21 protein-coding genes and 1 tRNA gene are annotated in these 22615 nt (G+C 71.1%); 14 read left to right on the forward strand and 8 right to left on the reverse strand.

The window, feature by feature from the left end:
• Positions 1–30 precede the first annotated feature (30 nt).
• From hemB to ACVN90_RS13195, 3 genes are read left to right on the forward strand one after another with little or no spacing between them, the layout of a single operon-like run.
• Positions 31–957: a porphobilinogen synthase gene (gene hemB / locus ACVN90_RS13185; RefSeq protein WP_475098691.1), complete on the forward strand. Its 927-nt coding sequence runs from the start codon at positions 31–33 to the stop codon at positions 955–957.
• Complete coding sequence (gene hemL / locus ACVN90_RS13190) at positions 954–2270, forward strand: glutamate-1-semialdehyde 2,1-aminomutase (RefSeq protein WP_475098692.1); 1317 nt, start codon at positions 954–956, stop codon at positions 2268–2270. The genes hemB and hemL overlap by 4 nt, the downstream gene beginning before the upstream one ends.
• A gap of 33 nt (positions 2271–2303) precedes the next feature.
• Complete coding sequence (locus ACVN90_RS13195; RefSeq protein WP_475098693.1) at positions 2304–3218, forward strand: O-acetyl-ADP-ribose deacetylase; 915 nt, start codon at positions 2304–2306, stop codon at positions 3216–3218.
• A 48-nt stretch (positions 3219–3266) separates the two neighbouring features.
• On the opposite strand, the gene ACVN90_RS13200 is transcribed toward ACVN90_RS13195, so the two are convergent.
• The 4 genes from ACVN90_RS13200 to galU all read right to left on the reverse strand — a co-directional run bounded on the left by ACVN90_RS13200 (position 3267) and on the right by galU (position 6109).
• A tRNA-Ala gene (locus tag ACVN90_RS13200) sits at positions 3267–3339 on the reverse strand.
• A 66-nt stretch (positions 3340–3405) separates the two neighbouring features.
• Entirely contained in the window at positions 3406–4431 is a 1026-nt protein-coding gene (locus ACVN90_RS13205) for a large exoprotein (RefSeq protein WP_475098694.1), read from the reverse strand.
• A gap of 137 nt (positions 4432–4568) precedes the next feature.
• Positions 4569–5198: a GNAT family N-acetyltransferase gene (locus ACVN90_RS13210; RefSeq protein WP_475098695.1), complete on the reverse strand. Its 630-nt coding sequence runs from the start codon at positions 5196–5198 to the stop codon at positions 4569–4571.
• A gap of 23 nt (positions 5199–5221) precedes the next feature.
• Positions 5222–6109, reverse strand: a complete 888-nt coding sequence (galU, locus tag ACVN90_RS13215; protein WP_475098696.1) for a UTP--glucose-1-phosphate uridylyltransferase GalU — start codon at positions 6107–6109, stop codon at positions 5222–5224.
• An 80-nt stretch (positions 6110–6189) separates the two neighbouring features.
• Between galU and ACVN90_RS13220 the strand changes: the two genes are divergently transcribed.
• Genes ACVN90_RS13220 through mscL form a run of 3 tightly spaced genes read left to right on the forward strand, consistent with a single transcriptional unit; the run spans position 6190 to position 7587 of the window.
• Positions 6190–6786, forward strand: a complete 597-nt coding sequence (locus tag ACVN90_RS13220) for a 5-formyltetrahydrofolate cyclo-ligase (protein WP_475098697.1) — start codon at positions 6190–6192, stop codon at positions 6784–6786.
• Positions 6787–6806: 20 nt separating this feature from the next.
• Positions 6807–7106 (forward strand): FmdB family zinc ribbon protein, encoded by a 300-nt coding sequence (locus ACVN90_RS13225; RefSeq protein ID WP_475098698.1) that lies wholly within the window; start codon positions 6807–6809, stop codon positions 7104–7106.
• Between the two features lie 43 nt (positions 7107–7149).
• A complete protein-coding gene (gene mscL / locus ACVN90_RS13230; RefSeq protein ID WP_475098699.1) occupies positions 7150–7587 on the forward strand; it encodes a large conductance mechanosensitive channel protein MscL in 438 nt (145 codons plus the stop codon).
• A gap of 6 nt (positions 7588–7593) precedes the next feature.
• Here mscL and ACVN90_RS13235 read toward each other — a convergent pair whose 3' ends face one another.
• Entirely contained in the window at positions 7594–7812 is a 219-nt protein-coding gene (locus ACVN90_RS13235; protein WP_475098700.1) for a hypothetical protein, read from the reverse strand.
• Positions 7799–11548: an AAA family ATPase gene (locus tag ACVN90_RS13240; protein WP_475102125.1), complete on the reverse strand. Its 3750-nt coding sequence runs from the start codon at positions 11546–11548 to the stop codon at positions 7799–7801. Before ACVN90_RS13240 ends, ACVN90_RS13235 begins: the two co-directional genes overlap by 14 nt.
• Before the next feature lie 210 nt (positions 11549–11758).
• Between ACVN90_RS13240 and ACVN90_RS13245 the strand changes: the two genes are divergently transcribed.
• The 3 genes from ACVN90_RS13245 (at position 11759) to ACVN90_RS13255 (ending at position 13985) form a co-directional block, all read left to right on the forward strand.
• The gene (locus tag ACVN90_RS13245) at positions 11759–12358 is read left to right on the forward strand and encodes a methylated-DNA--[protein]-cysteine S-methyltransferase (RefSeq protein ID WP_475098701.1); all 600 of its coding nucleotides are present in this window, start codon (positions 11759–11761) and stop codon (positions 12356–12358) included.
• Positions 12359–12587: 229 nt separating this feature from the next.
• The gene (locus tag ACVN90_RS13250; RefSeq protein WP_475102126.1) at positions 12588–13469 is read left to right on the forward strand and encodes a LuxR C-terminal-related transcriptional regulator; all 882 of its coding nucleotides are present in this window, start codon (positions 12588–12590) and stop codon (positions 13467–13469) included.
• Between the two features lie 162 nt (positions 13470–13631).
• On the forward strand, positions 13632–13985 hold the full coding sequence (locus tag ACVN90_RS13255; RefSeq protein WP_475098702.1) for a histone-like nucleoid-structuring protein Lsr2: 354 nt from the start codon (positions 13632–13634) through the stop codon (positions 13983–13985).
• A gap of 44 nt (positions 13986–14029) precedes the next feature.
• Here the strand turns inward: ACVN90_RS13255 and pntB are convergent, their stop codons facing one another.
• Complete coding sequence (gene pntB / locus ACVN90_RS13260) at positions 14030–15448, reverse strand: Re/Si-specific NAD(P)(+) transhydrogenase subunit beta (protein ID WP_475098703.1); 1419 nt, start codon at positions 15446–15448, stop codon at positions 14030–14032.
• Entirely contained in the window at positions 15445–16995 is a 1551-nt protein-coding gene (locus ACVN90_RS13265) for a Re/Si-specific NAD(P)(+) transhydrogenase subunit alpha (protein WP_475098704.1), read from the reverse strand. The genes pntB and ACVN90_RS13265 overlap by 4 nt, the downstream gene beginning before the upstream one ends.
• A gap of 279 nt (positions 16996–17274) precedes the next feature.
• On the opposite strand from ACVN90_RS13265, the gene ACVN90_RS13270 reads away from it, so the two are divergent.
• From ACVN90_RS13270 to ACVN90_RS13290, 5 genes are read left to right on the forward strand one after another with little or no spacing between them, the layout of a single operon-like run.
• A complete protein-coding gene (locus tag ACVN90_RS13270; RefSeq protein WP_475098705.1) occupies positions 17275–18267 on the forward strand; it encodes a phosphodiester glycosidase family protein in 993 nt (330 codons plus the stop codon).
• A gap of 4 nt (positions 18268–18271) precedes the next feature.
• Positions 18272–19408, forward strand: a complete 1137-nt coding sequence (locus ACVN90_RS13275) for a glycosyltransferase (protein ID WP_475098706.1) — start codon at positions 18272–18274, stop codon at positions 19406–19408.
• Positions 19405–20025 carry a DUF4956 domain-containing protein gene (locus tag ACVN90_RS13280; protein WP_475098707.1) on the forward strand — a complete coding sequence of 207 codons (621 nt, stop codon included), beginning with the start codon at positions 19405–19407 and terminating at the stop codon, positions 20023–20025. The genes ACVN90_RS13275 and ACVN90_RS13280 overlap by 4 nt, the downstream gene beginning before the upstream one ends.
• A complete protein-coding gene (locus tag ACVN90_RS13285) occupies positions 20022–20876 on the forward strand; it encodes a polyphosphate polymerase domain-containing protein (protein WP_475098708.1) in 855 nt (284 codons plus the stop codon). The genes ACVN90_RS13280 and ACVN90_RS13285 overlap by 4 nt, the downstream gene beginning before the upstream one ends.
• Positions 20831–22597 (forward strand): carbohydrate-binding domain-containing protein, encoded by a 1767-nt coding sequence (locus ACVN90_RS13290; protein ID WP_475098709.1) that lies wholly within the window; start codon positions 20831–20833, stop codon positions 22595–22597. Before ACVN90_RS13285 ends, ACVN90_RS13290 begins: the two co-directional genes overlap by 46 nt.
• Positions 22598–22615: the final 18 nt, after the last annotated feature.

Genomic DNA, 22615 nt, shown 5'->3' on the forward strand with positions numbered 1-22615 from the left:
CGCCCGCGCCGCCTGCGTCAGACCCCCGCGATGCGACGCCTCGTCGCCGAGACCCGCCTGCACCCTGCCGAGCTGATCCTTCCGGTGTTCGTGCGCGAGGGCTCGAGCGAGCCGGTGCCCATCTCGTCCATGCCGGGTGTCGTGCAGCATTCGACCGAGAGCCTGAAGAAGGCGGTGACGGATGCGGCGGCCGCCGGCATCGGCGGCATCATGCTGTTCGGCGTGCCCGAGCACAAGGACGCGGTCGGCTCCGGCGCGACCGATCCGGACGGCATCCTCAACGTCGCGACCCGCATCGCGGTCGCGGAGGCCGGCGACGCGCTCGTCGTGCAGACGGACCTCTGCCTCGACGAATTCACCGACCACGGCCACTGCGGCGTGCTCGACGCGAACGGCTACGTCGACAACGACGCGACCCTGGAGCGCTACCGCGACATGGGTGTGGCGCAGGCCGAGGCCGGCTCGCAGCTGCTCGGACTCAGCGGCATGATGGACGGCCAGGTCGCCGCCGTGCGCGATGCGCTCGACGACTCGGGGTTCGGCAACACGCCGATCCTCGCCTACGCGGCGAAGTACGCCTCGGCGTTCTACGGCCCGTTCCGCGAGGCCGTGCAGTCGTCGCTGGAGGGCGACCGCCGCACCTACCAGCAGGACCCGGCCAACCGTCGCGAGGGAGCCCGCGAGCTCGACCTCGACATCGCCGAGGGCGCCGACATCGTGATGGTCAAGCCCGCGATGAGCTACCTCGACGTGCTGGCGGATGCCGCGGCGACCAGCCCCGTCCCCGTCTGGGCGTACCAGGTGTCGGGCGAGTACGCCATGATCGAGGCGGCTGCCGCCCACGGCTGGATCGACCGCCGCCGCGCGATCGAGGAGTCGGTGGTGAGCATCCGCCGCGCCGGCGCCGACGCCGTGCTGACCTATTGGGCTCTCGAGCTTGCGGAGTGGATCCGATGACGACGAACGCACAGGAATTCGCCCGCGCACGGGTGGCCATGCCGGGTGGCGTCAACTCGCCGGTGCGCGCGTTCGGCTCGGTGCACGAGACGCCGCGCTTCTTCGTCGCGGCCTCGGGACCGTACGTCACCGACGTCGAGGGCCGCGAGTATGTGGACCTGGTCGGCTCGTGGGGTCCCGCCATCCTCGGGCACGCCCACCCTGCCGTCGTGAAGGCGGTTCAGGATGCTGCCGCCCACGGTCTCGGCTTCGGCGCGAGCACGCCGGGCGAGACGGAGCTCGCCGAGCTCATCGCCGCGCGTGTTGCCCGCGACGGCGTCGACCACCCCGTCGAGCGCGTGCGCCTCGTCTCGACGGGCACCGAGGCCACGATGACCGCGATCCGCCTCGCCCGCGGCGCGACCGGGCGCGACCTCATCGTGAAGTTCGCCGGCCACTACCACGGGCACTCCGACGGCCTCCTGGCCGAGGCGGGCTCGGGCGTGGCCACGCTCGCGATGCCGGGCTCGGCTGGCGTACCCGCCCCCATCGCTGCGCAGACCCTCGTCATCGGCTACAACGACCTCGACGCGGTGCGCGAGGTGTTCGAGGCTCGCGGCGACGACATCGCCGCGGTCATCGTCGAGGCCGCGCCGGCCAACATGGGCATCGTGCCTCCGGCGCACGGCTTCAACGCGGCGCTGGCCGACATCGCCCACGAGCACGGTGCGCTGCTCATCCTCGACGAGGTGCTCACCGGTTTCCGCGTCGGACCTGCCGGCTGGTACGGCATCGATCCGGTGCCGTTCTCGCCCGACCTCATCACGTTCGGAAAGGTCGTCGGCGGCGGGCTCCCTCTCGCCGCGATCGGCGGGCCTGCCGCGCTCATGGAGCTGCTCGCACCGCTCGGCCCGGTGTACCAGGCCGGCACGCTGAGCGGGAACCCGCTCGCGGTCGCCGCCGGGCGCGCGACGCTCGACCACCTCGACGCCGCCGCCTATGCCCGCATCGACGCCGCCGCGGCGACGATCGCGGAGGCCGCAGCATCCGCCCTCTCGGAAGCCGGCGTGACGCACGTCGTGCAGCGCTCGGGCAACCTGTTCTCGATCCAGTTCGCGGCCGAGCCTCCGACGGACTACGACACGGTGAAGGCGCAGGAGGCGTTCCGCTACCCGCCGTTCTTCCGCGCGATGCTCGCCGAGGGCGTCTCGCTGCCGCCGTCGGTGTTCGAGGCGTGGTTCGTCTCGGCCGCGCACGACGACGCGGCGGTGGCGCGCATCGTCGACGCGCTTCCCGCCGCCGCACGCGCCGCCGCGGGGGCGGTCCCGGACTGACGCTGAGCGTGGCGCCCGGCGCATGATGGACGCATGACCACGCTCGTCGCCGTCCACGGCGACATCACCGCCCAGACCACCGATGCGATCGTCAACGCCGCGAACAACGCCATGCGGGGCGGGGGCGGCGTCGACGGCGCGATCCACCGGGCCGGTGGTCCGGAGATCCTGCGCGCGTGCATCGAACGGTTCCCGGACGGCCTCGCCACCGGTGACGCTGGGTGGACGACCGGGGGCAGACTCCCGGCGAAGTGGGTCGTCCATACCGTCGGCCCGAACCATGGCGCCGGCCAGCGCGACCGCGCCCTCCTCGAGTCGAGCTATCGGCGGTCGCTCCAGGTCGCCGACGAGCTCGGCGCGCGCAGCGTCGCGTTCCCGCTCATCAGCGCCGGCGTCTACGCCTGGCCGCGCCGGGAGGCGATCTCGGCCGCCATCGACACGATCGCGGCGACCCCCACCTCGGTCGAGGAGGTCCGGCTCGTCGCCTACGACGCGACGGCGCACCAGGAGATCTCGTCGGCGCTGCTGATGGCCACCTCGGTGCGGATCCTCCAGGGCGCCCGCGAGCTGCACCGTCGCGGCTACCACCGGCTGCACGTGAAGCCGGCGATCGCGCCCTCCGGCCTGTTCTGGCGGGTCGTGCTGTGGGACCCCGCCGAACCGGAGTCGGCGATCCACTACACGTCGGGAGACGAGACGACCTTCGCCGGCGGCACCGTCGACGCGATGTCGTCCCCCGCCGAGGTCGCCGGTCTCATCCTCCGCGCCCTGCCAGGCCTTCGAGCGACGAACGACGCTCCCGCCTACGCCGCGTGGTTCGCGGGGCTCGTGGCGGCCGTCGAGCCGCAGCATGCGCTGCCGGTGTCGTCGGCCGACTACTTCGACGACACCGACGGCTGGGAGATCGGGTGGGGCAGCGGCCTGCGCTACCCCCACCCGCCCGAGTGAGACCCTGGAAAAGCCGAAGGCCCCCACAGTGTGGGGGCCTTCTCTCGGTGGACCTGAGGGGAATCGAACCCCTGACCTCCTCGATGCGAACGAGGCGCGCTACCAACTGCGCTACAGGCCCTTGAACCTCGAAAACACTATCACGGTTCGACACCCGCTCCGAATCGACGGAGGGCCTGCAAGAGGCCTACTCGCCGGCCGCGCGGCGGGTCAGCAGCTGCCGCACGTGCGCCTCGATCTCGGCGTCGTCGACGTACCCCATGCGGGCGTATTCCGACTCCGCAGCGGCCGCGCGCGCGGTCCGCGCGATGTCGATCGAGGGCGGCTGCTGCGCTGCCGCACGGGCCGCCATGGCCTCCTCCAGGGCGGCCTGCCGGAGAGCCGCACGAGCGGCTTCGCCATCCAGCACCGCGGCCGCACGCGAACCCGCCGAAGCCGTGAGCGGGCGAGGAAGATCGCGCGGCGCCCATTCGCGCTGCTCGCGGTCGAGGGCGACGTCCTGCACCTGCGCGATGCGGCGGGGCACAGCATCCGTCGCCCGCGACACGGCACGCGCGGCGACGCGGGACAGACGGTGAAGGATGAGACCGGATGCTGCCACCAGGCCGACACCCGCCCACATCACGGTCTGCGCACCGGCGGTGATCGTCTCGTACACTCCCCACGCCGCGAGGCCGAGCCCGATGATGCCCATGAACGTCGCGGCGAGCCGGAACCGGCGCCGGGCGCGCGCACGGCGCGCCGCCGGAAGCGAACGGACGGCGGCGAGGTCGGAGCGGGCAGCGGCGGCTGCCTCCTCACGCTCGGCACGAACGCGCTCGAGGTCCACGCGCGCGGCGGCCTCGGCGGCGACACGGTCGATGCGGGCGCGCTCCACGCCGATGCGTGCGGCGGCCTCGGCAGCCTCGCGCTCGCCCTTGGCGATCTCGAGGTCGACGCGAGCGCCCTCGAGCGCCGCGTGCTCGCGCTCGGCCAGGGCGCGCTTCGCGAGCTTCTGCTGCGCGGCCGCGGTGCGGGCGTTGAGTTCGAGCCGCACCTCTTCGGGGGTCTCGCTCGTCTCGGCGAGCACACGGAGCGCCTGGTTCAGGCGGACGGCGTTGCGTTCGGCCGCATCGAACTGGCGACGGCTGTGCCATGACGGGAGCAGGTAGACCAGCCACAGCGCCACGGCGACGAGAACGACGACTCCCCCACCCCACACCTGCCCGCCCATGGTCACCACGGTAGGCGACCGGACGGCCGTGTCCCTCGCATCCGTCCGCGTGTCACGCAACACGGATTTGGGGCGTGGTCAGGCACGGCGATGCGCGGACACCCGCCGCCGGGGGTCGGACTCAACAACCGGACGACCTATGCGTGCAGCCGGTCCGCGGGCGGGACGGTGGCCGCATCCTGCGGCGCCCGGCCCGAGATCCAGCGTTGCAGAACACCCTCGGGCACGTCTTCGCGCACGAGCGCGAACGCGTAGTGATCGCGCCAATCGCCGTCGATGTGGATGAAACGGCGACGCAGCCCCTCGTAGCGGAAGCCGAGCTTCTCGACCACGCGCAGGCTCGCGCGGTTCTCGGGGCGGATGCAGATCTCCATGCGGTGCAGGCGCAGCTCCGAGAAGCAGATGTCGGTCGCGAGCGCCACAGCCGTCGGCGTGATGCCGCGCCCGGCGAACCGCTCGCTCACCCAGTACCCGATCGTCGCCGACGCCAGCGAGCCCCGCGCGATCCCCCACACGTTCAGCTGGCCGGCGACCTCACCGTCGGACTCCATGACGAAGGGCACGCCGACACCGTCGCGGTACTGCTGGAGAAGCCGGCGGACGCCGACGCGCATGTCGAACGACACCGGCCCGTCGGGACTCGTCGCCTCCCACGGGCGCAGCCAGCCGCGATTGGACAGCAGCTCGTTCTGCAGCACGCGCGCATCGCGCTGACGGACGAGCCGGATCGCCACCGAGCCGTGCCTGCGGGGAGCCGACAGATCCACGAGACTCCCTCGATCGGGCGGCGTCAGAGGTTCGCCGCGAAATCCTTGAACCAGGGACGCAGCGCAGGACCGAGATCTTCGCGATCGGCCGCCAGCTGCACGATGGCCTTGATGTAGTCCACCCTATCGCCGGTGTCATAGCGACGGCCACGGAAAACGACGCCGTAGACGCCGGGGCCCTCCGGGTCCGTCGCGAGTTCCTGGAGCGCGTCGGTGAGCTGGATCTCGCCGCCCTTGCCGGGCTCGGTGCGCTCGAGGATCTCGAACACGTTCGGGGAGAGCACATAGCGCCCGATCACGGCCAGGTTCGACGGTGCGTCCTCGGCCTTGGGCTTCTCGACGAGCCCGTTGACCTTCACGATGCCGTTGCCGTCGGTGGACTCCACCGACGCGACGCCATAGAGGTTGATGTGCTCGGGGTCGACCTCCATGAGAGCGATGATCGCCGCTCCGGTGCGCTCGTGCTCCGCGATCATGGTGGTCAGCAGCTCGTCGCGCTCGTCGATGAGGTCGTCACCGAGCATGACGGCGAACGACGAGTCGCCGACGTGGGCCTTCGCCCGCAGCACCGCGTGGCCGAGCCCCTTGGGCTCGCCCTGACGCACGAAGTGGATGTCGGCGAGGTCGCTCGACTCGAGCACGCGGTGCAGCCGGTCGGTGTCGCCCTTGTCCTTCAGCTTCTCCTCCAGCTCGGGGACCGAGTCGAAGTGGTTCGAGATCGCGTTCTTGTTGCGACCGATGATGACGAGGATGTCATCGATGCCGGCCTGGGCGGCCTCCTCGACCACGTACTGGATCGCCGGCTTGTCGACGACGGGAAGCATCTCCTTCGGCATCGCCTTCGTTGCGGGGAGGAAGCGGGTGCCGAGGCCCGCCGCGGGGATGACTGCCTTGATGGAGGTATGCGCCATGCTCAGAGTCTAGGTGCGGCGACCAGGCCTTCTCGTCCGAGCGGACGGTGTGCGATACTCCGCGCCGTACAATCGACACCATGTCCGACGCCATCGCCGATGCGAAGCGCGCCCTGCGCGCCGAGCTCCGCGAGCGACGCCAGCTCATCTCGCCGCACGCACGCGAGACCGCCGAAGCGGGCGTCCACGCCCAGCTCGACGCCCTCGTGGCCGAGCACGGCGCCCGCTCGATCTCGTGCTTCCTGTCGACCACGTCCGAGCCGGGCACCCGCTCCTTCGTGGCGGATGCCGTGGCCCGCGGCATCCGTGTCCTCCTTCCCGTGACGCGGGCCGACGGCCTGCTCGACTGGGCGGTCGCCACCCCCGAGGGCGACATCGCCGAAGGAATGTACGGACTGCCCGAACCGGTCGGCGAGGTGCTCGGCCCGATCGCGGTCAACGACGTCGACCTCCTCGTGATCCCCGCCGCCTCCGTCGACCGCACCGGGATGCGGCTCGGCTGGGGACGCGGCTTCTACGACAAGACCCTCGGGTCGATGGAGCGGTGCCCTCCCGTCTACGCCGTCGTCTTCGACTCGGAGTTCGTGGACGAGCTGCCGAGCGACGAACTCGACGAGCGCGTCACCGGCGTCGTCACGCCCACGCGCACCATCACCCTCGCGCCCACGCGGCGCTGACAGCCGGAAACCGAGAGAACATGCCCACCTACGCCTACGCCTGCAAGCAGTGCGGCCACCGCTTCGACGCCGTGCAGTCCTTCGCCGACCCGACCCTGACCGAGTGCCCGGAGTGCGGCGGACCACTCCGCAAGGAGTACGGCTCGATCGGAGTGACCTTCAACGGCTCCGGTTTCTACCGCACCGATTCCCGCGCGGGCGCGAAGTCCTCCGACTCGGGATCGAGCGGTGGATCGGATGCCTCGGGTGGCGCGTCCTCGTCGACTTCGACATCATCGAAGACCGAGGCGAAAGCCTCGCCCGCGTCGTCCGGAGCCTGATCCTCCGGCGCCCCAGACGCGGACCGACACCCAGGGGGTACACGTGATCAAGGGCTTCAAGGAATTCATTCTCCGCGGCAACGTCATCGACCTGGCGGTCGCGGTCGTCATCGGCGCCGCGTTCACGGCGATCGTCAACGCCATCGTCGCCGGACTCATCAATCCCCTCATCGCGCTGGTGTTCAACGCCAGCAGCCTGGATCAGGTCGGTTGGACCGTCACGAACATCAACGGCGACGAGGTGTTCTTCGGATTCGGCATGATCCTCGGCGCGATCATCAACTTCCTCGCCGTCGCGGTCGTCGTGTATTTCGTGTTCGTCTATCCGATGAACCACATCAAGGAGCGCGCGGCGGCGCGCGCCGGAGTCAGCCCCGCCGACGAGGAGCCGAAGCTTCCCACCGAGCAGGAACTGCTCGTGCAGATCCGCGACCTGCTCGACACGCAGGGGAACCAGCCTCAGACGACCGCTCGTTCCTGAGCCGCGTCAGTAGTGCGGCGGAACGTCGCGCCGCAGGCGCTCATCGTTCGGACCGGCTGAATCGGATGCCGCGTTCGGCTGGCCTTCGGGGCCGGTCGGGGACGCGGCATCCGTCGCCTTCTCATCAGCCGGGATCGGCTCGGCCGTGGTCCCGGGCGCGGGCGTCAGCTTCGCACGACGGGAGCCCTTGACGCGCTCGATCCGCTGCCGGTCACTCGATGACATCGATGGGCTGGGTCTCGTTGTCGACCCGGGGAGCATCGGGCGGAACGCCCAGCATCGCGGCGATGCGCTGCGCGACGTCGGCCGGGTCTCGGTACAGGTCGAACGAGTGCACGCGCACGTAGTGCCAGCCGAGGCGCCGCAGGATCTGCGGGCGCAACCGCAGCGACTCGCGCAGCGACTCCCCGATCGTCTCGGGGTCGCTCTCGACCACGACCGCCTTGCCGTCGTACTGCGCGACGAGGGGCAGCAGGCCCCGGTAGTGCACGTCCACCGAGAGCCCCGCGCGGCGGAGCTCCCGCGCCAGGGCCCGAGTGAGCGGGTCGGCGAGGTCTTCGAGCCGCGCCTCACGCGAGCGGGCGGCGATGCCGCCCAGGATCGACATGAGGGTCGCGGCGCCGTACTCGAGGCGCCCGTCGTCGAATGCCGAGGGCCGGATCGACGACACGATGACCATCGACCGCCTCGCGCGCGTCATGCCGACGGTGAGCAGTCGCTCGCCATCGGGCGACGACAGGTCGCCGAAGTCACTCAGCACGCGACCGTGCTTGGTGAGGCCGAAGCCGAGCGAGAAGATCACGCGGTCGCGGCTCTCGGCCACCGACTCCTCGAGGGTGAGCACCGCGAACGGCTCGGCGGTGTCGCGCGAGACGAAGTCGGCGACGTCGGAGCGGCCGGCGAACGCGGCCTCGACGGCGGCGCGGATGCGCTCAGCGTGCCGCACGCTCGCCGTGACCACCATGAGCGACTCGGTGCCCCGGTTGACGGCGTGCTCGACGACGAGCGTCACGACGCGGGCGACCTCGGAGTCGGGGCTCTCGACCGCCCCTGTGATGGGGTCCGGCGTGCCGTGCCCGCCTTCGACGTAGTCGACCGCCAGGCTGCCGCGGCCGAGGTACGAGCCCGCCCAGGGCAGGGACACGAGCTCGCCGCCGTAGAACGCGTCGTTCACGAGCGCGGCGAGATCCTCGCCGCCGGCCCGGTAGCTGCGGGTGAGCGTCTCGACGGGCAGCAGTTCGGCGAGGCGCTCGAACACGCTCGTGCTGTCGAACGGCGCTTCATCGTCGTCCTCGGTGTCGGCGGGCGCGCCGTTCCCGCCTGCCTGCGGCGGCGGCACGGCGGCCGACATCGCGGAGCCCGCGGAGACGCGGAACGGCGTCGGCTTCTGCGTCACCGGGTCGCCGAACGCCACGACCTGCCCCGCCCGGCGGAGCGCCGGCGAGGCCTCGGCGAGACACAGGGCGGCAGCATCCGCCATGACGACGACGTCGAACGTGACCGCCTCGGGGATGCGGGGCACCTCGTAGGGCGAGGCCAGCCACACGGGTGCCACGGTGCGCGAGAGGGTGGGCGCCACCGACGCCAGCTCGGCCGGGGTGATCGCGCCGCGTTTCAGCGCCTGCTTGAGCCCGTCGGCCTCGGAGCGGTGGTCGACGATCCCGATCCGCCATTGCGTGGCGAGATGGGCGGCGAGGAGGGGACCGGATGCTGCGGCATGGGCTTCGTCGACGAGCCGGAAGTCGCGCTCCAGCCGGTCGACGACGGCGGTGTTCGCACCGAGCACCGCGCGGTCGGTGCGCAGCAGCAGCTCGAGGGCGGACTGCCACCATGCGTACTCGAGCTCGGCGGCCACCTCGTCTTCGGGCACGTGCCGCACCGACAGCTCGAGGAGGAGGGGCTCGAGGCCCATGGCGGCGAGCTCGGAGCGCAGCGTCGCCCGCTCTTTGAGGTTGTCGAACACGTCGGAATCGGCGGCGAGGCCGGCGAGCGTGCGCACGAGCTGCTTCACCGGGAGCGTCGCGAGCCGGTCGGCGCCCGTGCGGCCGAGTACCGCGTCCACCTCGCCGAGTTCGGCGTCGACGCGCTGCCAGGCGACCTGGACGTCGCCGAGACCGAGGGGCACCTCGGGAGTGACCCCCGCGTCGACGTAGCGCTGCCACTCCGTGCGCTGCTGCTGGATGCGCACCAGTGCCTCGTACATGTCGGGTACATGCACGCCGGGGCGCAGGTACTCGCGCGACAGGCGGCGCAGGCGCCGCCGGTTCGCGCCGTTCATCTCCGGCGCGTCGCGACGCGGCGCGTGCGCCTGGATGAGCTCGGCCAGCGGTCGCTCGAAGACCGTCAGGCTGAACTTGTCGAGCGAGTCGCGGATGCCGCGGAGCAGACGCAGGTACACGCCGAGCTCGGCGACGGTCTGGAACGGCCGCATGCGCGTCTGCGCGATGAGCTCGTAGCCGCGCTCCAGCAGGGTCGGCACATCGCTGCGGTGCAGCTTGCCGGCGAGCGCGTGCGCGCCGCGGGCCTCCTCCACGGTCGCGAACGTGACGCCGTACCAGGGCGAGTCGTCGGGGCCGAAGCGGAACTCGCCCAGGCGCGCGGCGGCCGAGAGCTTGGCGGCGGCGTCTTCCCGCGTCGTCGCGAGGCTCGCGAGCGCGTCCGCGTCGAAACGCGCCTCGGTCGTGGGGGCGACGCCCCGCTCGGCGAGTTCGGCGAGCTCGCGGAGGATGTCGAGCACCGACACCCCGAAATCGGGATGCTGCGTGGTCACGGCGGAGCGGTAGTCCCTGAGGACGCCCCGCAGCCGCACCAGTGCGTCGTCGATGTCGGAGACCTTGGGCGCCTCGGCCTTCTCGTTGCGGCCGATCGCACGGATGAGGTCACGCTGCAGGCGGTCGGGCGAGACCGCGAGGCCAGGGAGTCCGATGCCCGCGAGGCGATGCCGCACGCCGTCGAGCGTCGAGCGGCGCGCGCTCACCACCAGCACGCGCTTGCCGTCGCGCACGAGCGCGCCCACCGCGTTGATGACGGTCTGCGTGCCGCCGGTGCCGGGCAGGGTGTGGATGATGAGGGACTGACCGTCGGCGATCCGCGCGAGCACCCGCTCCTGCTCGGAGTCGGCGTCCAGCAGCAGCATGTCGGCCGCAGGGGCACGGTCGTCGGGGCTGGTCGGCACCGGCCCGTCGCGGCGGATCGTGAGCGATTCGCGGTCGGCGACGTGACCGGCGAGCGCGTTGAGGACGCGGTGGTCGAGATCGGCCGCATCGAGCGCCATGTCGCCGCCGACGTCGGCGAAGGTCGACACCAGCAGGCGCGGCTTCACGGCGTAGCTGTCGATCGATGCGGTCAGCGCCCGGATGTGGTCGATCACGGGCTGCGGCTTGAAGACGCCGCCCTCGTAGGCCAGAGCAGCGAGGCCGCCGGCGTCGATCATGATGCCGAAGTGCGTGCGCATCGCTCGGATCAACTCGGGGTTGACCACGAACGTCCCGTGCAGCTTGAGCTCGAAGTCGCCGTGATGGCGTCGGATCGCGAGGGGCCGGAGCAGCACGGGCGCGCTCCAGGTGATCCCCGCGACGCGCCAGTTGGCGAGGCCGACAGCGAGCCGCACCGTGTCGAGGCCGCGGGTCGTGCGCAGCTCCTGATCCTTCGCGGTGATGCTCTGCGCGGCGAGGCGGGCGTTGCGCAGCGCCACCTCGTCGCGGAACAGGTTCGACAGCAGCGTCGAGCGCCCGGTGATGAACTGCGGCAGGCTCCCGGGGTGTGCCTTCGTGATCTCGATCGCGGCGTCCTGCCCGTCCACGAAGTGCAGGAGAGTCGACCTGCCGCCCAGGGCGGCGGACTGCAGCCGGAGCCGGTCGCGCTCGCTCTCGGCGACATGGACGACCGTGACATCGGGCTCGGCGAGGCCGAGATCACCCGGGGTCACGTCGTACCCGCGCTCGGCGTCTCCTGTGCCCAACACGGCGCTGCGTTCTGCTCGCCACACACGTGCCACCCTAAAGGCGACGTGTGTCCGGCTCTTGCAATGGACCTGAGTTTCGCGGTATTGGACGGCGCGGGAAAGCGCGTTCGGGATGCCCCCTCCTCCCCCGCCGGCATCCTGAGTGCGCTCTTCACAGATCGCGTCGGTGACCGCCGCCGCGTCCGCAGCCCGCGCCAGGATGGTCGCATGACCCCCGAGGATCCGCCCCGCTACCGCGTCCATCCGTCGCCCATCGGCGACATCCTGATCGTCACGACCGCCGACGGCATCGTGACCCTGCATCCTTTCGACGGACCACTGCACGCCGAGATCGAGCGCGTGGCCTTGCAGCTGCGCGCACTCCCGGTCCCTGACGACGACACGGATGCTGCCACCCGCGACTCCGGCACGGCCGACGCCTTCACGAGCGCGATGACGCAGCTCGAGGAGTACTTCGACGGCGACCGGGAGGAGTTCGACCTGCCGCTGGACTGGCGGCTTGTTCGCGGCTTCACACGCGCAGCGCTCGAGGCCGTGTGCGAGATCCCCTACGGCGAGACGGCCAGTTATGGGGAGGTGGCGATCGCCGCGGGCATCCCGCGCGCGGCGCGCGCCGTGGGCACCGCGTGCGCGACGACGCCCTTCTCCGTGGTGGTTCCGGTGCACCGCGTCGTCCGCGCCGACGGCTCGCTCGGCGAATACGGCGGGCGGCCCGAGGTGAAGCGATTCCTCGTCGAGCTCGAACAGGGTCCGAGCATCCCGGCGGCGCCGCCGGCGGCCTCGGGTGGCGCGGCGACGGCGGGCTGAGGCGCGGTCGATCGAGGCTGCGTGCGTGTAGGCCGCCCGCAGTCCGCGAGGCCCGCGCGGCTCGCCGGCGGGCCTCGCAATCCTTCCCGCGGGGAGCGGGGCCGACCGCCGGGGCGATACCCCCGAGTGGTAAGGTCGACGCTACGAAAGAGGCGGCGAGGACGCCGTCAGCCGGAAGCAGGTAGCCGTGGGCGCGTCCCTCCCACATCGCGCACCGGCCCCCGATCGCATGGGCGCGGGGGTCCGCGTCGTCGTGGACGGCCTCGGCGGAGATCCCGGTGACGCACAGGCGCTCGACCATGCCGTGGCCGAGCTCGTGCGCCGCACCCGCTTCCCGGTCGCCTTCGGCGGCCTCGCGCTCGGCGAGGCGATCCACGTCACGTCCATCCACGGCGCCCGCACCCGCAATCTCGAGGGTCTCGTGGTGGAGGCATCCCGCGGCCTCGGCGGGCGCGCTCTCGTCGAGAAGCGCCCGCGGCTCGCGCTCGACTACGGCTCTTCACGCAGCATCACGCACGACTACGACCGAGCCGTCCTCGGCGAGGGCATCGCGACCCTGTTCGCCGTCCCCGTGATGGTCGGCGGGCGCGCTCGCGGCGTCATCTACTGCGGGTCATGGGCGGAATCGCCGGTCGGCGACGTCGTCGCCCGCCCCGCATTCGCCGTCGCGGAGGAGCTCTCCAGCGAACTGCGCATCCGCGACGAGGTGCAGCGGCGGCTGACCCTCTCCCCTCCGCGCACCGCCCCGGCCGCGATGCCGGCGACGACACGCGAAGAACTGCGCGAGACGTACGCCGAGTTGCGCAGCATCGCGGCGATCATCGACGATCCCGCACTGCGCGCTCGGCTCGATCGGCTCGAACAGCGGCTGGCTGCGCTCTCGCACGACGCGTCCGAGCCACCGGTCGAACTCGACGTGCGGCTGTCGCCGCGCGAGATCGACGTGCTCGCGTGCGCAGCACTGGGCTCGACCAACGCCGAGATCGCAGCGACCCTCGACCTCAAGGAGGGCACGGTCAAGTCGTACCTGCAGGCGGCGATGGCGAAACTGGATGCCTCGACCCGCCACGCCGCGGTCGTCACCGCGCGTCGCGCCGGCATCCTCCCCTGATCCGCGGGGTCGCACACGCAGCCGGATTTCCTGGCTCTTCGCGGCGAAGTCCGGACAGTAGCGTCCGAATTCCCGGCGCTGCCCGAATTCTTTCCCTGCGGTTATCCACCGATCCGGAATTCACCAATAGGCTGCGGCGACAATTCGGCGTATTGTTCCCTCATGGCCCGCAGAATCGTTCACCAGCTCGTCGACGACATCGACGGCACCCTCTTGGAATCCGGCGAAGGCGAGACAGTCCTGTTCTCGCTCGACGGCGTCGCGTACGAGATCGACCTCACCGATGAGAATGCCGCCGCGCTGCGCGGCGCTCTCGAGCGTTACACCAACGCGGCGCGCGCCGTGTCGTCCGCCCGGGCGGCGTCCAGCGCCACCTCTGCCGGACGCAAGCGCCGCCGCAGCGGACAGCAGGATTACAGCGGCGTCCGCGAATGGGCCAAGCAGAACGGCTATCAGGTGTCCGAGCGGGGCCGGGTCCCGGCATCCGTCATGGAAGCCTACGAGGCGGCGCACTGACGCACGCCGCTTCGCGCCCTTTCATCGACGATTCATCGTCGAGGTCACGAGCGTGAGAGCTGGAAGAGAATCTCGTCGACTTTCTCTTTCGCGTCGCCGAAGAGCATCTGCGCGTTGTCGCGGTAGAACAGCGGATTCTGCACGCCCGCATATCCGGATGCCATGGAGCGCTTGAAGACGATCACGTTATCGGCCTCCCAGACGCGCAGGACCGGCATACCGGCGATCGGGCTGGAGGGGTCCTCCGCGGCGGCCGGGTTGACGGTGTCGTTCGCGCCGATGACGAGCACGACGTCGACGCTCGAGAGGTCGTCGTTGATCTCGTCCATCTCGAGCACGATGTCGTAGGGCACCTTCGCCTCGGCGAGGAGCACGTTCATGTGACCGGGAAGGCGTCCCGCGACGGGGTGGATGCCGAATCTCACGTCCACGCCACGCTCGCGCAGCTTCTGCACGAGGTCGGCGACACCGTGTTGCGCCTGTGCGACGGCCATCCCGTACCCGGGCGTGATGACGACGGTCGAGGCGCCGGCGAGCAGATCCGCGGCGGCCTCGGCGTCGATCTCGCGGTGCTCGCCGTGCTCCTCGTCGCCGTCCTTGCGCGGTGCCTCGATGCCGAAGCCGCCGGCGATCACCGACAGGAACGAGCGGTTCATCGCCTTGCACATGATGTAGCTCAGGTACGCACCGGAAGAGCCGACGAGCGCGCCGGTGACGATGAGCAGGTCGTTGTTCAGCAGGAAGCCGGCCGCCGCGGCCGCCCACCCCGAGTAGCTGTTGAGCATCGACACCACGACGGGCATGTCGCCGCCGCCGATCGAGGCGACCAGGTGCCAGCCGAGCGCGAGCGCCAGCAGGGTCACGGCGACGAGGAGCCAGAGCTCGGGGGTGATCACGTACCAGACCGTCAGCGCGACGAACGCGACGAGCGCACCGATGTTGAGGGCGTTCTTGCCGGGGAGCATCAGCGGCTTGGACGAGATCCGCGCCGAGAGCTTGAGGAACGCGACGATCGATCCGGTGAAGGTCACGCCGCCGATGAAGACGCCGATGAACACCTCGGCGTGATGGATGTCGGCCAGCGCGCCTTCCAGTCCGGTGTCGTAGAGGGCGCCGTTCCAGCCGACCAGCACCGCGGCGAGACCCACGAAGGAGTGCAGCAGAGCGATGAGCTCCGGCATCCCGGTCATCTGCACGATGCGCGCCCGCCACAGCCCGATCGCCGCGCCGACCAGCACAGCGACAACGAGCAGCGTCAGCCCGAGCGCACCCGACGGCTGCCCCCACGCGCCGGCCGCCACCAGGACGACCGTCGCGACCAGCGCGATCGCCATGCCGACGATGCCGAACACCACGCCGCGACGGCTGGTCTCGTGCTTGCTCAGCCCCGCGAGGCTGAGGATGAACAGCAGCGCCGCGACGATGTATGCGGCACCCGCGACCTGACCGGCGACCGCGATCATCGGGTCTCACCCTTCTGGAACATCGCGAGCATGCGCCGCGTCACGGCGAAGCCGCCGAAGATGTTGATGGACGCGAGCAGCACCGCGACCGCGGCGAGGATCTGCACCGTCAGGTCGGGAACTGTGATCTGCACCATCGCGCCGACCACGATGATGCCCGAGATCGCGTTGGTGACGCTCATGAGCGGTGTGTGCAGCGCGTGCGCGACGTGCCCGATGACGTAGAACCCGACGACGATCGCGAGCGTCAGCACCAGGAAGTGCTGCGGCAGCGGCGGTGGCGCGAACGCGCAGATCGCGAACAGCGCCGCGATACCGGCGACGATGAGCCCGGTCCGTGCCGCGGTCGACATCGGTTTCTTCGGCGGCACCGGGGGCGCAGCATCCGTCCCCTTCACCGGCGCGGGAGCCGCAGAGACCTGCACCGGCGGCGGGGGCCAGGTGACCGCACCGTCCTGCACCACGGTCACCGTGCGCTGCACGACGTCGTCGAAGTCCAGGGTGAGCTCGCCGTCCTTGCCGGGGGTGAGCAGCTTCAGCAGATTGACGAGGTTCGTGGCGAACAGCTGCGACGCCTGCTGCGGCAAGCGACCCGGAAGGTCGGTGTAGCCCAGGATCACGACGCCGTTGCCGGTCACGACCTTCTCGCCCGCGACCGAGCCCTCGACGTTGCCGCCCTGCCCCGCCGCCATGTCGACGATAACGCTGCCCGCGCGCATCGAGGCCACATCCGCCGCCGTGATCAGCCGCGGCGCCGGACGCCCCGGGATGAGCGCGGTCGTGATGATGATGTCGACGTCGGCGGCCTGCTCCGAGTAGATCTCCGCCGCACGCCGGTCGTACGCCTCGCTCGTCGCCTTCGCGTATCCGTCGGACGAGACCTGCCTCGCCTCCTCGGGGACGACGACCTCGAGATACTCCCCGCCGATGGACGCCACCTGGTCGGCGACCTCGGGCCGCGGGTCGGTGGCCCGCACGATCGCACCGAGGCTCGACGCCGCGCCGACCGCCGCCAGCCCCGCAACACCGGCGCCCGCGACCAGCACCTTCGCCGGCGGCACCTTGCCCGCCGCCGTGACCTGGCCGGTGAAGAAGCGCCCGAACTCGTGCGCCGTCTCCACCACCGCCCGGTAGCCGGCGATGTTCGCCATCGAGCTCAGCACATCCATCGACTGCGCCCGCGAGATGCGCGGCACCGCGTCCAGCGCGATCGCCGTGATCCCCCGCGTCGCGAGCGACTCGACCAGATCCGGTCGCAGCCCGGGACTCAGCGTCGCCACGATCGTCGCGCCGTCGGCGAGCCGGTCGATCTCCGCCGGCGTCGGCGCGTTCACCTTCAGCACCACCGGCGCGGCCCACGCCGTCGCGCCGTCGACGACGGCCGCGCCCGCCTGTGCGAAGGCGGCGTCGGAGAACGACGAGCCGGCACCTGCTCCGGCTTCGACGACGACGTCGTAGCCGAGGGCGATGAGTTTCGGGACGGTGGTCGGAGTCGCGGCCACCCGGGTCTCTCCGGGCGCCTCGGCGACGATGCCAATGCGGGTCATGCGTTCCTCTGGGTCGGTGTCGCAGCATCGCGCTGCGACGCGTCCGCGAGCCCCTGCTCGGCGCTCGCGACGACGCCTCCACCATGTCAGACGCCCACGCAGATTCGCCGCGCATTGCGCCCGACACGATGACAAGAATCACAGAATTTGCTCCCCGCGCACCACAATCCCCGTTCTTCCGTGCTCGCGCTGCGGTCTGGTGAAACGCACATGCTCGCGCCAGGCGGTTCATAGCGCGCAGCGAAGGTCGTCGTAAGTGCGACGCATATCCATGGAGGCATGAACAAGAAGAGCAGCGCGAACAAGGGCACCCGCAAGCGCCGGGCACGCAACGCCGTCATCGCCTCCGGTCTCGTCGTCGCGCTCTCGGGCGGCGCCGGCGCGGTGTGGGCGACCGATCGCTTCCTCGTCGAGCACGTCGAGATCGCCGACGTGTCGGAGTACGAGGCGCAGAATTCCACGGTCGACTCCACGACCGAGTCGACGTCGGATGCCGCCACCGACGCCACGGTGACGGAAACGTCCTACTCGGACGGCGCCACGTCGATCACCATCTCCACGGTCACCGAGGGCTCGGGCTCCGACACCGTGACCTATTACGTCGCGGATGTGACGCTGTCGGACGCGACAACGCTCGCGAGCGCCTTCGCGAAGGACCAGTTCGGAGAGAACATCACCGAGCTGACGAGCCAGATCGCCGCCGACAACGGTGCGATCTTCGCGATCAACGGCGATTACTACGGGTTCCGCGACACCGGCATCGTGATCCGCAACGGCGTGGTGTTCCGCGACGAACCGGCCCGCCAGGGCCTCGTGTTCTACACCGACGGGCGGGTCGAGGTGTACGACGAGACGACCACGTCCGCCGACGAGCTGCTCGCCGACGGCGCGTGGAACACCCTGAGCTTCGGCCCGGCGATCGTCGAGGACGGCGTCGTGGTCGACGGCATCGAAGAGGTCGAGATCGACACGAACTTCGGCAACCACTCCATCCAGGGCGACCAGCCGCGCACCGCCGTGGGCGTCATCGACGAGAACCACCTCGTGTTCGTCGTCGTCGACGGCCGCCAGTCCGGCTACAGCGAGGGCGTCACCCTCACCGAGCTCGCCGACATCATGCTCGACCTCGGCGCGACCACCGCGTACAACCTCGACGGCGGCGGCTCGTCGACGATGTACTTCGACGGCGAGGTGGTCAACTCGCCCTCCAACGGCGGCGAGCGCGGCACGAGCGACATCCTCTACATCGCCGACGCCTCCGCCTCGGAGTGACGCCGTGCTCGTCCTCATCCCCGCCTACGAACCGGGGTCGCGCCTCGAATCGGTCGTCGCCGGCCTGTTCGCCGCGGACCCCGACGTCGAGGTGATCGTCGTCGACGACGGGAGCGGCGCAGCCTTCGCCGCCACGTTCGATCAGGTCGAGGCGCTCGGCGCCACTGTGCTGCACCACAACACGAATCTCGGCAAGGCGGCCGCTCTTCGCACCGGGTTCGCCCACGCGATGACCGCCCACCCCGGCGACGACGTCGTCACCGCCGATGCCGACGGGCAGCACACCGTGCACGACATCCTCCGCGTCGCCGACGCGCTCCGCGAGGACGCGGCCGACGGTGTCCCGACGCTCATCCTGGGCTGCCGGGCGTTCACCGGGAGGGTTCCGCTGCGCTCGCGCGCCGGCAACGCCGTGGCACGCGGGGTTTTCCGACTCGCGGCCGGATTGGCGCTGAGCGATACGCAGACCGGCCTGCGCGGCATCCCCTCACGGCTCGTCGAATGGGTGCGCGACCAGCCGGGCGAGCGATTCGCCTACGAGCAGAACGTGCTGCTGCGGTGCCGCCGCGACGGCGTCGCGACCCGCGAGGTGCCGATCGAGACCGTCTACCTCGACGACAACGCGTCCAGCCACTTCCGTCCCGTCGTCGACTCGCTGCGCGTGATGCTGCCGCTGGTGCTGTTCGCGGGTTCGTCGCTGCTGGCGTTCGCCGTCGACACCGTCATGCTCCTCGCGCTCAACGCGCTCACGGGGCTGCTCGTGCCGTCGATCGTGGCGGCGCGCGTCGTGAGCGCCTCGGTGAACTTCGCCGTCAATCGTCGTGTCGTCTTCCGTGCGGAACAGCGGGGACGGATGCTGCGCCAAGCCGCCCGCTATGCCCTGCTGGCCGTCGCGCTCCTGGCGTCGAACATCGTGTGGCTCGACGCGCTCACGCGCTACGGCGTGCCGCTCGTCGTGGCCAAGATCGCGACCGAGGCGGTGCTGTTCGTGACGAGCTACGGCGTGCAGCGGTCCTTCGTCTTCGGCACTCAGCAGGCCCGTGCCGAACTCGTAAGCCGCCCTGACGCCCGTCATAGGAACCCCATAGCGGCCGCGGCTCGAATGGATCAGACCGAACACCCCATCGGGAGGAACCCATGACCACCAGCGCGCTGATCCTGATCGGCATCGACCTGGCTGCCGCCCTCGTGCTGAGCCTCGGCCTCTACTATCGCCGGCACCACCGCCGCGACCTCGTCGTCGCGTTCCTGGGAGTCAACGTGGGGGTGATGTCGGTCGCCGCCGTTCTGGGCACCGCAGAGGTCGCGCTGGGACTCGGCCTCGGCCTGTTCGGCGTGCTGTCGATCATCCGGCTGCGCTCGTCCGAGATCTCGCAGCGCGAGGTCGCGTACTACTTCGCGGCGCTCGCGATCGGGCTCGTGACCGGCCTCCCCCAGGCCGACCCGTGGCCCGTCGCCGCGCATGTCGCGCTCATCCTCGCGGTGCTGTGGGCCGCCGATCACCCGGCGCTGCTCTCGCGGGCGCGCCACCAGGTCGTGCGTCTCGACCGTGCGGTGGCCGATGAGCACGAGCTGCGGGCCGAGCTCGAGCAGCGACTCGGGGGCACAGTCGCCTCGACCACCGTGCAGGAGCTCGACCTCGTAAACGACACGACGCTGGTCGACGTCCGCTACCGAGTGGCGCGGGGAGCAGCGCGTTCCGCCGCGACCCCGGGCACCGCCGCGAGCGCGCCCGCGATGCAAGGAGCGGCGCGATGACGACCTTCGACCGCTTCGATCCGGTGACCCTCGACGCGCTCGTGGCCGAGGCATCCCTCCTCACCCGCGTCGACAGGAAGTACGTCGTGCCTCGCGAAGGCCTCGAGCCCGTGCTCGCCGCGCTCGACCCCGGCACCCGCGTGCTCGAGATGGACGGCGCCCGCGACTTCGCCTATGAGTCGGTGTACTTCGACACGCCCGACCTGCTGAGCTTCCGGATGGCGGCCCAGCCCCGTCGTCGGCGTTTCAAGCTGCGTACCCGCAGCTACCTCGACACCGGCACGTCGTACCTCGAGATCAAGACGCGCGGCGCACGAGGCACGACCGTCAAAGACCGCGACGTGTACGACCCGCGCGACCGCGACCGGCTCACCGACGACGCCCGCGACGACGTCGCCGACGCGTTCGCGACGATCGGGGTCGCCTCGACGCGCGCCGAAGAGCTCGACGCCACGCTGCTGACGCGATACCGCCGTGCGACCCTGCTCGCCGCTGACGGCGCCGGACGCGCCACCGTCGACACCGCGCTCGAATGGATCGAGCCCGACGGCCGCGGCTTCGCCCTTCCCGACCTCGCGATCGTCGAGACGAAGTCGGGCGCCAGCCCGTCGAACGTGGACCGCGCGCTGTGGCGCGCAGGGCACCGGCCCGCGACGGTCAGCAAGTACGCCACCGGCCTCGCGGCGCTCCACCCGGCACTGCCCCGCAACCGCTGGGCGCGGCTGCTGCGCGGCCCGTTCGACCCGTCGCACCGCGCCGCGCCCGCGACCCACCCGACCATCGCCACCCACAAGGAGGACGCATCATGCCCCGCACGCCCCACCACCGCCCTTTCGAGCGCCGCCGCCTGATCCTCGCTGCCACGCCGCTGGCGCTCGCCGCGGTCGTGCTCGCCGGCTGCGCGACGCAGACCGCCGCCTCGACGACCACGTCGACCACCGACACCTCGACCACCGAGACCGCGGCCGTCGTCGACTCCGACCTCAGCGCGGCTGCCGTGCTCGCCGCCAACGCCGACGTCACCACCGTGAACGACGACGAGTGGAGCGAGACGGATGCTGCGGACATCACGCTGTCGGGCAGCACGGCGTCGAGCGACTCCGACGCAGTGACAATCGACGGCTCCACTGTGACGATCACAGACGGCGGCGTGTTCCGGCTCTCCGGCTCGCTCGACGGTCAGGTGGTGGTCGCTGCGCCCGAGGACGCGCAGGTCGTGCTGATCCTCGACGACGCCGAGATCGCAGCATCCGACTCCCCTGGCATCACCGTGACGAGCGCGGACGACGTCGCCATCTCGCTCGCGGCCGGCAGCGAAAACAGCGTCTCGGACGCGTCGTCGTACGCCGACGACGCCGACGCGAACGCCGCCGTCTACGCCGACGCCGACCTCACGATCTCGGGCACCGGCACCCTCTCGGTGTCGGGCAACGGAAATGACGGCATCGCGAGCACCGACGACCTCGTCATCCTGTCGGGTGAGATCACGGTCGACGCGGTCGACGATGCGCTGCGCGGCAAGGACTCGCTCACGGTCGAGGGCGGAACGCTCGACCTCACCGCCGGCGGCGATGCGCTCAAGAGCGACCAGACCGACGACGCCACGCAGGGCTTCGTCGTCATCGCCGGGGGCACCGTGGCAGCCGAAAGCGACGACGACGCGATCGCGGCGGCGACCGATGCGGTCATCACGGGCGGAACGGTGTCGCTGACGGCGGGGACGGATGCCGCGACCTCGGACGACTCGCCCAAGGGCGTCACCGCGGGCGTCGTCGTCGCGATCGACGGGGGCGACCTCACGGTCGAGGCCACCGACGACGCCGTGCACTCCGATGGGTCGATCGGCATCGGAGGCGGCACGGTGACCGTCTCGGCCGGCGACGACGGCATCCACGCCGAGCAGCGCCTCGAGATCCGCGACGGCACCGTGACCGTCGCCGAGTCGTACGAGGGCCTGGAGGCGACGGATGTCGCGGTCTCGGGCGGCATCGTCGACATCACGTCGAGCGACGACGGCGTCAACGCCGCGAGCGGAACCGCGTCCGACGCCCAGGGCGGCGGCATGGGCGGTGGCGGTGGCGAGCAGGACACCGGTGAGACGCTCACGATCTCGGGCGGCAGCGTGCGGGTCGCGGCGGTCGGCGACGGCCTCGACTCGAACGGCACGATCTCGATCACCGGCGGCACGACCGTCGTCAGCGGGCCGAGCTCGGCGGGCGGGCAGGGAGCGCTCGACGCCAACGGCGAGATCGCGATCGACGGCGGCGAGCTGTTCGTCGCCGGCTCGGTGCTGGTCACCCCCACCGGCTCGCAGCCGTGGGTCGCCGCGACCGCGAGCGGTGCGGCGGGTGACACCGTGGAGGTGACAGATGCTTCGGGCGCGGTGATCGCGAGCTTCGCGGCCGACCAGAGCTTCAGCGCCGTGTTCTACAGCGGCCCGGCGGTCGCCGACGGCGGATCGTACACGATCACCGTGAACGGCGTCACGGCGGCCACGGTGTCGGAGGGCGTGAATGTCTCCGGCGGCGGGATGGGCGGCGGTATGGGCGGTGGCGGCGGCCGTCGGCCGTGATCCCGGTGTTCCTGTCGC

This window comes from Microbacterium sp. F01, assembly GCF_056156365.1.

What these genes read in the sequence shown, in the direction of transcription:
- hemB (WP_475098691.1), top strand. Translation starts at nt 31, where the DNA reads ATGCGACGCCTCGTCGCCGAGACCCGCCTGCACCCTGCCGAGCTGATC.
- hemL (WP_475098692.1), top strand. Translation starts at nt 954, where the DNA reads ATGACGACGAACGCACAGGAATTCGCCCGCGCACGGGTGGCCATGCCG.
- ACVN90_RS13195 (WP_475098693.1), top strand. Translation starts at nt 2,304, where the DNA reads ATGACCACGCTCGTCGCCGTCCACGGCGACATCACCGCCCAGACCACC.
- ACVN90_RS13205 (WP_475098694.1), bottom strand. Translation starts at nt 4,431, where the DNA reads ATGGGCGGGCAGGTGTGGGGTGGGGGAGTCGTCGTTCTCGTCGCCGTG.
- galU (WP_475098696.1), bottom strand. Translation starts at nt 6,109, where the DNA reads ATGGCGCATACCTCCATCAAGGCAGTCATCCCCGCGGCGGGCCTCGGC.
- ACVN90_RS13220 (WP_475098697.1), top strand. Translation starts at nt 6,190, where the DNA reads ATGTCCGACGCCATCGCCGATGCGAAGCGCGCCCTGCGCGCCGAGCTC.
- ACVN90_RS13225 (WP_475098698.1), top strand. Translation starts at nt 6,807, where the DNA reads ATGCCCACCTACGCCTACGCCTGCAAGCAGTGCGGCCACCGCTTCGAC.
- ACVN90_RS13235 (WP_475098700.1), bottom strand. Translation starts at nt 7,812, where the DNA reads ATGTCATCGAGTGACCGGCAGCGGATCGAGCGCGTCAAGGGCTCCCGT.
- ACVN90_RS13245 (WP_475098701.1), top strand. Translation starts at nt 11,759, where the DNA reads ATGACCCCCGAGGATCCGCCCCGCTACCGCGTCCATCCGTCGCCCATC.
- ACVN90_RS13250 (WP_475102126.1), top strand. Translation starts at nt 12,588, where the DNA reads ATGGGCGCGGGGGTCCGCGTCGTCGTGGACGGCCTCGGCGGAGATCCC.
- ACVN90_RS13255 (WP_475098702.1), top strand. Translation starts at nt 13,632, where the DNA reads ATGGCCCGCAGAATCGTTCACCAGCTCGTCGACGACATCGACGGCACC.
- pntB (WP_475098703.1), bottom strand. Translation starts at nt 15,448, where the DNA reads ATGATCGCGGTCGCCGGTCAGGTCGCGGGTGCCGCATACATCGTCGCG.
- ACVN90_RS13265 (WP_475098704.1), bottom strand. Translation starts at nt 16,995, where the DNA reads ATGACCCGCATTGGCATCGTCGCCGAGGCGCCCGGAGAGACCCGGGTG.
- ACVN90_RS13270 (WP_475098705.1), top strand. Translation starts at nt 17,275, where the DNA reads ATGAACAAGAAGAGCAGCGCGAACAAGGGCACCCGCAAGCGCCGGGCA.
- ACVN90_RS13280 (WP_475098707.1), top strand. Translation starts at nt 19,405, where the DNA reads ATGACCACCAGCGCGCTGATCCTGATCGGCATCGACCTGGCTGCCGCC.
- ACVN90_RS13285 (WP_475098708.1), top strand. Translation starts at nt 20,022, where the DNA reads ATGACGACCTTCGACCGCTTCGATCCGGTGACCCTCGACGCGCTCGTG.
- ACVN90_RS13290 (WP_475098709.1), top strand. Translation starts at nt 20,831, where the DNA reads ATGCCCCGCACGCCCCACCACCGCCCTTTCGAGCGCCGCCGCCTGATC.